At 43.5% G+C, this 12,944-nt stretch carries 15 protein-coding genes; 7 read left to right on the top strand and 8 right to left on the bottom strand.

Annotation, left to right across the window (positions count from 1 at the left end; translation table 11 throughout):
- The 4 genes from ACN0W5_RS10735 to ruvX form a co-directional block, all read right to left on the bottom strand.
- Entirely contained in the window at positions 1–1,227 is a 1,227-nt protein-coding gene (locus ACN0W5_RS10735) for a CaiB/BaiF CoA transferase family protein (RefSeq protein ID WP_417454125.1), read from the bottom strand.
- A 337-nt stretch (positions 1,228–1,564) separates the two neighbouring features.
- Positions 1,565–1,744, bottom strand: a complete 180-nt coding sequence (locus tag ACN0W5_RS10730; RefSeq protein WP_299380588.1) for a PLDc N-terminal domain-containing protein — start codon at positions 1,742–1,744, stop codon at positions 1,565–1,567.
- 96 nt (positions 1,745–1,840) lie between these two features.
- Positions 1,841–2,059, bottom strand: coding sequence for a PLD nuclease N-terminal domain-containing protein (locus ACN0W5_RS10725; protein WP_417454124.1), 219 nt, complete (start codon positions 2,057–2,059; stop codon positions 1,841–1,843).
- A gap of 346 nt (positions 2,060–2,405) precedes the next feature.
- Positions 2,406–2,888, bottom strand: coding sequence for a Holliday junction resolvase RuvX (ruvX, locus tag ACN0W5_RS10720; protein WP_417429852.1), 483 nt, complete (start codon positions 2,886–2,888; stop codon positions 2,406–2,408).
- Positions 2,889–3,128: 240 nt separating this feature from the next.
- On the opposite strand from ruvX, the gene ACN0W5_RS10715 reads away from it, so the two are divergent.
- The 5 genes from ACN0W5_RS10715 to gatB all read left to right on the top strand — a co-directional run bounded on the left by ACN0W5_RS10715 (position 3,129) and on the right by gatB (position 7,957).
- Complete coding sequence (locus ACN0W5_RS10715) at positions 3,129–3,824, top strand: NnrU family protein (RefSeq protein ID WP_417454123.1); 696 nt, start codon at positions 3,129–3,131, stop codon at positions 3,822–3,824.
- A gap of 182 nt (positions 3,825–4,006) precedes the next feature.
- Positions 4,007–4,447 carry a YbaN family protein gene (locus ACN0W5_RS10710; protein ID WP_417454122.1) on the top strand — a complete coding sequence of 147 codons (441 nt, stop codon included), beginning with the start codon at positions 4,007–4,009 and terminating at the stop codon, positions 4,445–4,447.
- 285 nt (positions 4,448–4,732) lie between these two features.
- Positions 4,733–5,020, top strand: coding sequence for an Asp-tRNA(Asn)/Glu-tRNA(Gln) amidotransferase subunit GatC (gene gatC, locus ACN0W5_RS10705; RefSeq protein ID WP_299380596.1), 288 nt, complete (start codon positions 4,733–4,735; stop codon positions 5,018–5,020).
- Positions 5,020–6,501, top strand: coding sequence for an Asp-tRNA(Asn)/Glu-tRNA(Gln) amidotransferase subunit GatA (gene gatA / locus ACN0W5_RS10700; protein ID WP_417454121.1), 1,482 nt, complete (start codon positions 5,020–5,022; stop codon positions 6,499–6,501). Before gatC ends, gatA begins: the two co-directional genes overlap by 1 nt.
- 1 nt (position 6,502) lies before the next feature.
- Entirely contained in the window at positions 6,503–7,957 is a 1,455-nt protein-coding gene (gatB, locus tag ACN0W5_RS10695) for an Asp-tRNA(Asn)/Glu-tRNA(Gln) amidotransferase subunit GatB (RefSeq protein ID WP_417454120.1), read from the top strand.
- A 46-nt stretch (positions 7,958–8,003) separates the two neighbouring features.
- Here gatB and ACN0W5_RS10690 read toward each other — a convergent pair whose 3' ends face one another.
- Positions 8,004–8,501 (bottom strand): hypothetical protein, encoded by a 498-nt coding sequence (locus ACN0W5_RS10690; protein ID WP_417454119.1) that lies wholly within the window; start codon positions 8,499–8,501, stop codon positions 8,004–8,006.
- A gap of 158 nt (positions 8,502–8,659) precedes the next feature.
- On the opposite strand from ACN0W5_RS10690, the gene ACN0W5_RS10685 reads away from it, so the two are divergent.
- Positions 8,660–8,983 carry an HlyU family transcriptional regulator gene (locus tag ACN0W5_RS10685; RefSeq protein WP_299085088.1) on the top strand — a complete coding sequence of 108 codons (324 nt, stop codon included), beginning with the start codon at positions 8,660–8,662 and terminating at the stop codon, positions 8,981–8,983.
- Positions 8,984–9,007: 24 nt separating this feature from the next.
- Here the strand turns inward: ACN0W5_RS10685 and ACN0W5_RS10680 are convergent, their stop codons facing one another.
- Complete coding sequence (locus tag ACN0W5_RS10680; protein WP_417454118.1) at positions 9,008–9,754, bottom strand: hypothetical protein; 747 nt, start codon at positions 9,752–9,754, stop codon at positions 9,008–9,010.
- Between the two features lie 369 nt (positions 9,755–10,123).
- Here ACN0W5_RS10680 and ACN0W5_RS10675 point away from each other — a divergent pair, with 369 nt between their 5' ends.
- Positions 10,124–11,266, top strand: a complete 1,143-nt coding sequence (locus ACN0W5_RS10675) for a trans-sulfuration enzyme family protein (RefSeq protein ID WP_417454117.1) — start codon at positions 10,124–10,126, stop codon at positions 11,264–11,266.
- Positions 11,267–11,306: 40 nt separating this feature from the next.
- Here ACN0W5_RS10675 and ACN0W5_RS10670 read toward each other — a convergent pair whose 3' ends face one another.
- Together ACN0W5_RS10670 and ACN0W5_RS10665 are read right to left on the bottom strand one after the other, a co-directional pair.
- Positions 11,307–11,645, bottom strand: coding sequence for a hypothetical protein (locus ACN0W5_RS10670; protein ID WP_417454116.1), 339 nt, complete (start codon positions 11,643–11,645; stop codon positions 11,307–11,309).
- A gap of 95 nt (positions 11,646–11,740) precedes the next feature.
- Complete coding sequence (locus ACN0W5_RS10665) at positions 11,741–12,910, bottom strand: amidohydrolase (protein ID WP_417454115.1); 1,170 nt, start codon at positions 12,908–12,910, stop codon at positions 11,741–11,743.
- Positions 12,911–12,944: the final 34 nt, after the last annotated feature.

The following is a 12,944-nucleotide window of genomic DNA, read 5'->3' as shown; positions in this document are numbered from 1 at the left end:
TTAAATAACGCCATCTTCTTTTAGATCATACAAAGCCGACCTATCCAGATCTAACAACTCTTCCAAAACTTCTTGTGTGTCTTGTCCCATGCTTGGTGGTGCTTTGCGGTAATCTACAGGTGTTTGAGAGAATTTCATTGGGCTACCGATTAAGTCGACGGAACCTTGTGCTGCTGTTGGGTGGGGCATGGAAATTTTCATTTCTCTGGCCTGTGTTTGCGGGTGGGCAAAAACACCTTTCATATCATTGACCGGGCCACAGGGAACGCCAAGAGGAGGCAAGTTCTCTATCCAATATTCTGAAGGATGTTGTGATGTGATTTCGCCAATGAGGGAATAAAGCTCGTCTCGATTTCTTATGCGGTTTTGATTGGTATGAAAACGTTCGTTATGAAACAGGTTCATGCAATCTGCAAAGTGGCAAAATTTTTCGTATTGACCATCATTTCCGATGGCGAGAATAAAGTGGCCATTACTGGACGGGACAACGTTGTAGGGAACAATATTGGGATGACCGTTGCCCAGACGCGGCGGGAGTTCGCCGGACGTCAGGTAATAAAGTCCCTGATTGGCAAGCCAGGCAATCTGTGTGTCCAGAAGTGAGACGTCAATGTATTGCCCTTCGCCTGTTTGGTTTCTGTGATGAAGGGCGGCAAGGATCGCGTTACTGGCGTACATCCCGCACATCAGATCTACGATGGCGACGCCAACTTTCATTGGTTGTCCATCTGGTTCGCCAGACAAGCTCATAATGCCGCCCATACCCTGAATGAGGAAATCATAACCAGCCTGCGGGGCGTAGGGACCTGTTTGACCAAATCCGGTGATCGAACAATATATGAGATTGGGGAATTCTTCTTTTAGGTCGTCATAAGAGAGACCGTACTTGGCAAGTCCGCCGACTTTGAAGTTTTCGACGAGAATATCGCTTTTTGCAATAAGCTGCTTTGCCAGTTTTTGTCCCTCAGCTTGGGAAATATCCAAACTGACAGAGCGCTTATTCCTGTTTGCAGACAGGTAGTAAGCGCTTTCTTCTGTGTCGTTGCCTTCTTTGTCTTTAAGGAAAGGTGGTCCCCACTTGCGTGTATCATCCCCTTGACCGGGGCGTTCTATCTTTATGACATCGGCCCCCATATCGCCAAGCATTTGCGTACAGCTTGGGCCAGCCATAATACGCGAGAGATCGAAAACCCTTAATCCTGACAGAGGACCTGTAGGCTTGGTCATAAGAATATCCTTAAAAACTTATGTCTGGATTTACATCCAGTTTGGCAAAAACAAAATAATATGCCGGAAAGTTTAAAAAGAGGGGAGAGCAGATGCAACGGCCAAAGTTCCCATCACTTTTTTTTGTTCAAGCCATATCATTTGAGAATGTAAAGTATCGGGTAAGTTTTGTACTTGCATCAACACGTCGAAATTCGTGCCGATCGGTATGCAGGTAATTATTTTTTGTGAAGAAGAAAAAAGCGCACTTAGAATAAGCACGCTTTTTAGTCGCTAGACGAAACACCTTCGAAAGAGGAAAAGGCTACCTTGGTTGTTGGGTGTTTCGGGGATTAGGTTATTTGGGGCCCATTAAAAACCAGAGAATCAGACCAATTACTGGTAAGAGAATAATAAGCACAATCCAGAGGACTTTGGACCCTGTTGTTGCACCGCTTTGGAAGATCTTTACGATTGCCCATATATTTGCAACCAGAAGAATAAGCCCCAGGATGCCACCGTATTCGAAACCAAACATTTTGATGCCTTTCTTTAAAGCATTGTTGTCATTTGTAGGAAGAGTAAGCTTTATTTTCCGGAAATGATATTCGTATGATTACGAATATGTATAGTGTCATTTATGGAAATATAGGCTGTTTTGTGTTGAGTTTTCTTTGCGTGGTCCAATAAAATACCACAATGCACAACCGATGGCAGGCAAAATAAAGATTGTAATTGTCCACAGGACCTTTACAGCCGATTTTTCATCACTCTGAAAAATTCTTGTTACAACCCACAAACTGATGAGTAAAATAGGTATAACAATTATGCTGCCGGTTTCCAGGCTAAACATTTTATTTTCCTTCTTTACAGGTTTTAAAGCACAAAAATATCAGAGCTTATTTGTCTGTCTTGTTAGGGAAGATAGTCGTTATGCGCTAATGTAAACATTCGTATAAATACGAATGACGGGTCTAAACGCAAGGTTGTGCTGGGTGATGTTAACTTGAATTTGAGGAAAATTTTATAGAAAAGTATTTTCAGCGAAAATTTGAAATATTTGTGGATCTATTATGTTATGTTTTGGTATTTGAGTGCACTTTCATTGCTTTTTATGCATTTTGTACATGGCAGCAATGAAAGTGATTTTTTTAGGGATACGCGCAGAGTTTCATTATATTGAGGATTATAGAGGGGTATTAAGAGGATGTTCTTCGTTGAATTGCGTCCAGTGCCCCCTGAAGTATATAAGCTGCCGCTGCCTTATCGATAACCTTTGCACGATTTTTTCGTGTCATATCAGCTTCCCCAATTAAAAATCGCTCCACAGCCGACGTTGACATCCTTTCGTCCCAAAAAACGATAGGTATTTCTATACCAGCAATGTTTCGAAGATTATCCGCAAGTGTCCTGACAGATTGACAGCGAGGGCCTTCGGACCCGTCCATGTTGACGGGCAGCCCCATTACAATGCCACCAATATTTTTGTCGGCGCAGATCTCTTTAAGCTCTTGGGCGTCGGCTTTAAATTTTGTGCGTTTGATTGTTTTGACGGGGGACGCAACTCTAAAATCACGATCAGAGACTGCAACGCCTATTGTTTTTGTACCGGGATCCAAGCCGAGCAGACGTTTATTGCGGTCGACGAGATCGGGGAGGTCGTAAATATCTAAATCCTGCACTTTGCTCTGCCTATTATTTTTAGTTTGCCTTATGATCTCGATATCACACCGAAGCCGTGATCTTCTTATCTTGATTTTTGACTTACCTGTACAGACTTGACTTGCCAGTACAAAACGGACAATTCAAATGTATTGGACACAGAGAAGTCTGATGCGCGACAGCGTGTCCTATAGATAAGTGATAATTGCTTTGTCATAAGTGTCTTGTACTTACCTTAATTGGCAGAAAACGGAAAGCATATGTTTGGTGGATTTGGGGGGCTGATCGGCTCTTTTCTTGTTTTTTTGTTGCTACATTCAATTCCACCGATGCGTCGGGTGAAGCAGTCCCTTATTAATCTATTAGGGAAAGCGGGATATTATATTCTCTATTCCCTTGTTTCGACGGGGGTCTTGATCTGGCTTATCCATGAAGTGTGGGCCGCTCCTTACGTTGAGCTGTGGCCGTACGAGCCTTGGGCCGCCAGAGCAACAGCGCATATTATGCCGTTTTCAATCTTGTTTTTTGTTATGGGCTTCTTGCGACCAAACCCTCTTTCTATTGGTCCGGGCAATGGGTTCGACAAAACGCGTATGGGCGTTGTTGGAATTGTGCGTCACCCGATATTATGGGGTTTTGCTTTGTGGGCAGGGGCGCATCTTTTTGCGAACGGTAGTTTGGCAGAAGTTTTATTCTTTGCTGGCTTACTCCTTTTATCTGTTGGTGGCATGTTCATTGTCGATCGTCGAAAAAGACGTTTATTAGGGGAAGAAAGCTGGAACGCAATATCCTCCGGAACATCAAATATACCATTTATGGGTCTTCTAAAGGGTGGAAATTGCCGCCCGACACTGAAAGATCTTTTTGGAGTTATTCTTGCGATTCTGAGTTTTGGGCTTGTTTTATGGCTACATCCAATTTTGTTTAATGTTTCCCCTTTATCGGGTTTTCTCTAAGTCTTTAATTAATCATTTGTCTGCTGATATTTAAATAATTGATATCTTGGTTAGGGCACCTTAAATCAAGATAAAGAACTTTTAATTATAGTTTGTTAGGGTAGCTGTTTCCCTGTTTAAATAATCTCTCTTACTCGAGTAATCTCAAGTGTTTAAGTAACATAAAGGGCCTTTTAGAATTTATGTCGAAACCTGATTTCGCAGAGAGCACGAAACTAAAAAAAACGGGTATTCGACGTGTTTGTTTGATTGGCTTGGGCTGGTTATGCGTTACGCTTGGTCTTATCGGGGTGGTGTTACCGTTATTGCCAACGACACCTTTTCTTCTTGTAGCTCTGTGGGCTTTTTCTCATTCTTCCGAGCGATTTCATAACTGGTTGTATCAGCATCATCTCTTTGGCCCGATGGTTCGCGATTGGGATTGTTATCGGGTAATTCCGCTTAAGGCGAAGGCTTTGGCAATTACAATGATGAGCGCCAGTTTAGGCTATGTTGCTTATAAAGAAGTCGTTCCATTATGGGGACTGGGTCTTATCGGTTTATGTTTGCTTTGTGTTGCTATCTTCATTCTCAGGTGCCCAAGTCAGCCCCCGGCCAAAACTACAAATCAATTAACCGAATAAGACCATTATACATTAATTTGTTACCTATTCTCTTGTGATATTTCCCTGTGATAATCTGTCCGAGACAACGCATATATCTTTCTTGTTGTCTCGTTATGTAACCCAGTCTAGTTCGAGGCTTATTTCTCTAGCTATTTTAATCGCAGTCGCAGTTGAATAATAGAAAAGCAGTTTTACTTGATAAAAAGCGTTCTGTAGGCGTTGCAGCTTGGGCGGGTGAGTGCTATTTTCCGCTCGAATTTAATACGTGATACTTTCGATATCCATAGAAGATTGGAACAGAGTATGTCTGTCGACAAAAATACGGTAGCGAAAATTGCCAGGCTGGCGCGCATCCGGGTTGATGAAAAGCAGCAAGAAGAGCTGACCGGAGAATTAAATCAAATCCTTGGTTGGATTGAGCAACTCTCTGAACTGGACACAGAGGGTGTTGAGCCTATGACATCTGTTGTGGAAATGACCCAACCTCTACGTGAGGATGTGGTCAATGATGGGTACTATGTTGACCGGGTGACAAAAAATGCACCTGAGTCTGCCCATGGTTTCTTTGCTGTTCCTAAGGTGGTCGAATAATGAGTAACCTTAATAATTTGACAATTTCCGATGCTCTTGATGGCATGGAAAAGGGTGATTTTTCTGCACGCGAATTGACCGAAGCGCATATCAGTGCGATGGAAGAAACTCGCGGGCTTAACGCTTATATCGTTGAGACACCTGAAATTGCCCTCGAAATGGCTGATGCTTCTGATAAAAAGCGCGCTACTGGCGATGCTGGCTTGATGGAGGGGATTCCGATCGCGATGAAGGATCTCTTCTGTACTGAAGGGACACAGACAACCGCTGCGTCGCGTATTCTCGATGGTTTTGTGCCGACTTATGAATCGACTGTATCTGGCAATCTATGGAATGCCGGTGCTGTGATGTTGGGTAAATCCAACCTTGATCAGTTTGCTATGGGCTCTGCAAACATTACGTCTTACTACGGCAATGTAATCAATCCGTGGCAGCGTAATGGTAGCGATGCACAGCTCACACCGGGTGGGTCATCCGGTGGTTCTGCTGCATCAGTTGCTGCACGTTCAGCGATGGCAGCAACGGGGACTGATACAGGTGGTTCGATCCGTCAGCCCGCTGCGTTTTCTGGTATTGTAGGGCTAAAGCCAACGTATGGTCGTTGTTCTCGTTGGGGCGTTGTTGCCTTTGCTTCGTCTCTTGATCAGGCTGGTCCGATGACACGTTCTGTGCGCGATGCGGCGATCATGCTGGAAGCAATGGCCGGGTATGATGCCAAAGACTCCACATCGGTGAACGTCGATGTACCGAGCTATCAAAAAGCTCTCACAGGTGATATTCGTGGCCTAAAAGTTGGTATTCCAAAAGAATATCGCATGGACGGCACACCAAAAGAAATTGATGAAGCGTGGGAGCAGGGGATCGAATGGCTTAAATCAGCGGGCGCCGAGCCTGTTGAAATCAGCCTTCCGCATACTAAATATGCGCTGCCTGCCTATTACATTATCGCACCTGCGGAATGTTCATCAAATCTGGCCCGTTATGATGGCGTTCGTTACGGTCTACGTGTCGATGGTGAAAGTCTGGATGATATGTATGAACGTACCCGTGGTGAAGGTTTCGGGGATGAAGTCAAACGTCGTATCTTGATCGGAACCTATGTTCTGTCTGCTGGTTATTACGATGCCTATTACAACAAGGCGCGTCGTGTTCGTACCTTGATCGCGAATGATTTCAAAAAAGCTTATGAAAGCGTGGATGTAATTCTGACACCAACTGCCCCAAGCCCTGCGTTTGGTATTGGTGAAAAGATGGATGACCCGATTGCCATGTACTTGAACGATGTCTTTACCGTTCCAGCCAGTTTGGCCGGACTTCCCGGTATATCTGTTCCAACAGGTCTTTCCAGTGAGGGGACGCCGCTTGGTCTGCAATTACTTGGTAAAGCTTTTGATGAAGAGACTGTCTTGAAGGTTGCGGGTGTTGTTGAAGAAGCTGCTGGTTTCTCTGCTTTGCCGCAGCTAATGGCCGGAGGTAAGTAACATGAGCTATCGTATCAAAGGAAATACAGGCGAGTGGGAAGTTGTTATCGGGCTAGAGGTTCATGCTCAGGTCATTTCAAAATCCAAACTCTTTTCTGGTGCAGCAACAACATTTGGTGCTGATCCTAACCATCACGTGTCATTGGTCGATGCTGCGATGCCGGGTATGTTGCCTGTGTTGAACAAAGAAGTCGTTGAACAGGGTGTTCGAACAGGGCTCGGCCTTCGAGCTCAAATCAACCTGAAGTCTGTGTTTGAGCGTAAAAACTATTTTTATGCCGATCTACCACAGGGCTATCAGATTTCTCAGTTTCTGGAGCCGATTGTTGGCGAAGGTACGATCACGCTGGATCTCGAAGGTGGAGATGTTCGTGAAGTTGGCGTCGAACGTATGCATCTGGAACAGGACGCTGGTAAATCAGTTCACGATCAACACCCGACGCAATCATACATCGACCTGAATCGTTCTGGTGTGGCCTTGATGGAAATCGTTTCCAAGCCAGACCTCCGTTCTCCTGAAGAAGCGGGTGCTTATCTGCGTAAGCTTCGTGCTATCTTGCGTTACCTTGGTACTTGTGATGGTAACATGGACGAAGGTTCTATGCGTGCTGACGTGAACGTATCTGTTCGCAAGCCGGGTGATGAGCTGGGTACACGTACAGAAACGAAAAACGTAAATTCTATTCGTTATGTCCAGCAAACAATTGAACATGAAGCTAAACGTCAGGTGAAAATCCTGGAAGACGGTGGAGAGATCGTTCAGGAAACGCGCCTGTTTGATGCCAGTAATGGCACAACACGTTCGATGAGAAGCAAAGAAGAAGCGCACGATTATCGTTACTTCCCTGATCCTGACTTATTACCATTGGTTCTTGACCCGGCATGGGTTGAAGAAATCAAAGCGACAATTCCAGAACTTCCGGATGAAAAGAAAAACCGTTTCATTAATGACTTTGGTTTGTCTTCTTATGATGCTGGGATTCTAGTCGTTGATCGTGAAAAAGCCATCTTCTACGAAGAGGTTGCAGAAGGTCGCGATCCAAAATTGGCAGCGAACTGGGTGATGGGTGATTTCTTTGGTGCGCTGAACAAAAGTGGCCTTTCTTTAGAGGAAAGCCCTGTTTCAGCCAAACAGCTTGGCGGTCTTATCGGTTTAATCAAGGACAATACAATTTCCGGGCGTATTGCCAAGGAAGTCTTTGAAGTGATGTGGGAAACCAGCAAGGATGCTGATACCATAGTAGAAGAAAAAGGTCTGAAACAGATCACAGATACTGGACCGATCGAAGCCGCGATTGATGAAATCATGGCAGCTAATCCTGATCAAGTAGAAGCCTTCCGTGGTGGTAATGAAAAACTGATTGGCTGGTTTGTTGGTCAAACAATGAAAGCGACGGGTGGTAAAGCCAACCCGGGTATGGTGAATCAGTTGCTCAAAAAGAAGCTTGCCGGATAATCTAGCAATTTAAAAATAAAAGGGAGCTTTTTTGCTCCCTTTTATTTTAATGATTTTTGTCATCAAGAATTGCTATTGTGCCAATGATATAGATTGGATTTTTGTCTTCATCTAACAACGGGCAATCTAATGATTCAAAGCGGATATGTTCTTTTTTTAAAAAAGGAAGATTGCCTTCATTCCTAAAACAATGAGACTGTTTTAAAAACTCAGTATAATATCTGGCGAGGCGAACATCTTCGCGTTCTTTTTCCGTTGTCTCCGGGCCGTTTGTACTTATGGTTTTGCCAATGTTGTCATCAAAAATGTTATGGGCGCTTTCTCCGTGGACGCGAAATTCATAATCGGTGTCGCTGAGTCTTTTGACGAGGAAAATATCTGACACCAAGTCAATATGATCAAGAATATCAAAGTCACTTTTAAAAGGAATATTGGGGGCAAAGGAAAGCCACCACTCTAGCAACGTCTTATTGCTTAATCCTATGAGTTCATCTGGTGATGTAACTGGATAATACTTAAGTACTTCGTATCTCGTTTTTGTCACGCTAACTACTCTCGATGGCAATTTTCATTGAAAAGTATAAGTAGGAAGCCGTAATCAAATTCTTAATTTTGATGTAAAACTTTACCTTTGTATCCTTTGGGGAATATAAAATAAGGTGTAAGGATATTCATTATGTATTTAGGTAGGGTTTTGGCTGGATGTCATTTTTTTCAAAGCTTTTTGGTTTTTCTTCACAAAATACAGAAGAGGCTAAGTCTAAAGACGAGCCTGTTATGTACGAAGGCTATGCGATTGTTCCATCGCCAGATAAAGCCGATAGTGGCCAATGGCGTTTGAGTGGATACATAAAGAAGCTCAATGAAAATCCGGATGATCCCGAAATGGAACGCTTTTTTTTGAGGGCTGATACTTTTCCTACACGTGAAGAAGCCGTTGAATTTACCGTCCGTAAAGGGCGGCAGATTATTGATGAACAAGGGAAGCGACTGTTTGCAAATGGAGAGCCAACAGGTCGAGCTTGACCATAATCGCGGCAAGCTATGGAGTTAATTGTTTTGAACAATTGTCGGTTTGACGAGTATATGCAGATTTCTGGAACCATATACGGCACCGACTTCATTTTTAAAAAAATGTGAGATAAGTGGCGTCTTACTTAATAGTGGTAGTTGACTGTTATCTTCGGTGACGGCCTTTGCTTCGTTTGATGCTATCCGATAGCTGTAATCACCATTCAGAAGATCGATGCGTTCACTTGAATAACTTTTTGCTCCTAAATTCAGGATAAGGTTTTTACCAATTGGGGAAATCTGACGATCCAGGCGAGTGATTTCCTGTTCCAGATCAAAATTTGGCATGATCTCTGTGATTACTTGCGGCCTGTTTGGGACGAGATCTAAAATCAATGAATTATTGTGTGTGTAGGCAAGGCCCAGCTTGTTTTGAGAAGAAAAATCATCACTGTCGTATGTTTCCTCGAACAAACTACCAAATAGAGGCACAGACTTGGGAACTGAAAGCCTGTTTTCATTGTTCCGTGTTATGGATCTGAGACTTATTATTTTCAAAAAATAAACTGTGAGGGCAGTGAGGATAATAATATTATTTATCTGGATTAAAGTTGAGAGGGTTTCCAGTCGTATAAACCCGGGATTTTGCCAGGTTTCTGTCAGGTCTTTTCTGTTTTTATCTGATTCGTGATCAGATTTCTTGTTGCTGGCTATTGAGGGGTTTAGGGGGGGTGATACCGCAAGTGTCGTCAGTGCGGTAATAAATTTACGTCGGGAAAATGCCATTCGTGCCTCCGAATTTTTATAGGGAAACCGCACATATTCATTCTCTATAAGCTTAAAGATAACACAATCTGTCTTGTTATGTTGAAAAAGAAGTAAGAGGTGGTTCGTTGAAACTGATGTGTTTCGAATTGTTTGTTTGTCAGAACGTTAAATTTTTTACATTCATTAGCGAAAACACTCGCAAGTTATTAGATCGCAAAATATGAGAAGCCCTTAAGCGTGTTATATATGAATATCCTAATTATTTTATCGTGTTGATTATTTATCGGTATTTGGTTTTTACTAATTTATCCTGAGCATCTGAAACTAAGAGTTTTCATTCCTTTTTGTTCCGCTTATTGTTTGGCTGAATTAATAAAGGAGTATGTTATGGGAACTAAGGATAAGGCTGAAACACTTTTGGCACAGGCTGGACATTATCTGGATAAAGAGAGCGGCTCTGTTGTCCCGCCAATCCAGCCGTCTACAACCTTTGCCCGTAACGAACAAGGGGAGCTTTATAACAGCAACCGCATATACGCACGCGATCAGAGTGTAAATGCTGAAATGGCCGAAGCTATTCTTTGTGAGCTAGAGGCAGGATCTTCTTGTAAGTTGTTTGGTTCTGGGATGGCGGCGGCAACGGCGCTTGTGCAAACACTTCGTCCTGGCGACAGGATAGTTGCGCCGACGGTTATGTATTGGTCTCTTCGTGCATGGCTTATTTCTTTTTGTGCTGACTGGAATATCGATCTTGCTTTTTATGATCCGCAGAACGAAGCGGATATGATTAATGTGGTGAAGGCCGCCCCGACTGAAATTTTATGGATAGAAACCCCGGCGAACCCAACTTGGGAAGTTGTCGATATCAGAAAAGCTGCTGACTTGGCGCATTCTGTAGGGGCACAGTTGGTTGCTGATTCTACTGTTTCAACGCCACTGATCACAAAGCCGATTGAATTTGGTGCGGATTTTGTATTTCATTCTGCGACCAAATATATAAATGGCCACAGTGATGTTGTTGCTGGTGCTTTAATTGCTGCGAAAGAAGATCAGCGATGGGAGCGTCTGTGTAAAATCCGCGCTCAACAAGGCGGTATCTTGGGGCCATTTGAAAGTTGGCTTCTACTTCGTGGAATGCGAACCATGCACATCCGCGTTGAACGTGCATGTGAAAACGCGATGAAGCTGGCGCAGCACTTCGATGGGCGCGCTGGTGTAAAGGAAGTGATCTATCCTGGGCTTGCATCCCACGCAAACCATGAAGTGGCCGTCAAACAAATGACGGGTGGTTTTGGTGGAATGCTGTCTATCCGATTTGAAGGTGGAAAAGATACGACCGCAGCAATCATGGGGCGCATGAAACGCTTTGTTAGGGCGACATCCTTGGGTGGTGTGGAGAGCCTTGTTGAGCACAGGGCGCTTGTTGAGGGCGAGGGAACGCCGGTGCCTGATGATTTGTTGAGGTTTTCTATCGGCATTGAAAATGTTCAGGATCTAATTGATGATATGGAACAGGCTATCCTTGGATAGCCTGTTCCATACTCTTGTTTTTATGCTTGGGGTGAGTTGGTTATAGATAATCGGAAAAGTTTGGATACATAATCACGCTATAAATTAGTGTGATCGGGATAATGAGCCATGTGATAATTTTCTCGGCCGTTTCTTGTTGAGCTGTGAATTTTCTGATTATTAAATAAATAATCAGGCTTGATGCCATGCAAATTAAAAAGGTGGTTAATCCATCATTGTGCCAAGTGTCTTTAACGATCATCCAATAGTTTGCGCTAAAATCATTCCCTTGTGCGGCTGCCCACCGAACAAACCCTGCGGTAAAAGCCAGTTGTGTAACGATACCCAATATTAAGGCTGAGAGAAAACATTTGATAATAACGCCGTAGTGCCGATGCATAATGGTTTACCTGAAAATGTTATGTTGGTTTTTGAAGAAAACGTCAGTAGATATGATTTTGAAGGTATGGGTAGAGTGTTAGGTATAATTGTTAATTACAAGTATTTTGAGTTGCTGGGGCCTAAGACACTTCTGACGACACGGTGGAATATTTTTGTTCCTGTTTCAATTAGTTCGTCAGGGAAATCATAATCAGGATTGTGAAGTTGAGGTTGGTCTACACCTGATCCTAAAGTGAACATTGCACTGTTGCTGATATTGCCGAACTGCCCAAAATCCTCTGACCAGCGCATGGGGGCAATCATTTCATCACTGACAATATTTTCGTCCTGAAAAGCGGTCTTCAATATCTGTGTTGCTTCTGGTGCATTTGTCGAAGCTGCAAATATATCTTCGTATCCGTAAGAGGCTTTCAAGGTGTGTTTTTGAGCAACATCTCTGATCAGCTTTTCAGATTTTTCTTGTAATAAGGACATAATATTGTCTGTTTCGCTCCGCAAGGTGACCATAATTTTTGCAAAGCCGGGTGTAATGCCAAAGGCTTCTTCCCCAAGGCTGGCATGAACAACGGTTACAAGGGCAAAATCATTTGTAAATTCAGGGCTGGTTGGAAGTTGTGAGAAGGCTGTTATTAAATCACACATCGCCGCGGCAGGACTGATACCGTCTTCAGGGTGGGACGCATGTGATGTTTTGCCTTCGAGGTTAATCCAAAGACCTTGGGATGCGCAGTTAAAAGAACCCTCTTTGATCCCAACCTTGTGTAATGCTAGGCCCGGTAAATTGTGAAGCGAAAAAGCGTAGTCTGGTTTGATACTATCAAAACTGGGATCATTAATGACTGCTTTGGCTCCCGCGCCGTTTTCTTCTGCTGGTTGGAACAAAAGGATGACGCGGCCTTTCGCTGGGCGTGTTCTGTGTAACAAAGTGGCTAGGCCTACAACCATTGTCATGTGTCCATCGTGACCACATAGATGTCCTTTGCCTTGATGGATTGATTGATAGGGTAAATTACCTGTTTCGGTTATGGGTAGCCCATCAAGTTCGCACCGGATGAGAACTGTAGGTCCTGTTTCTTCACCATTATAAATTGCGGCTATTCCATAGCCACCCAGGTTGTAGATAATCTTGTCAGGATTATACTGCTTAAGAAAGACTGTGATGCGTTCACTGGTTTCTTTCTCATGACCAGAAATTTCAGGGTGGCGATGTAATTCACGTCGAAGTGTTATCAGTTTGTCGAGGGTTTCCTGATCAAAAAGCATTTATTGTACTCATTACTTAAATACGGTTGTGTGA

The sequence above is a fragment of the Kiloniella sp. genome, from assembly GCF_048270245.1.
Lineage (GTDB): Bacteria > Pseudomonadota > Alphaproteobacteria > Kiloniellales > Kiloniellaceae > Kiloniella.
This window is presented reverse-complemented; position numbering and strand designations above follow the sequence as displayed.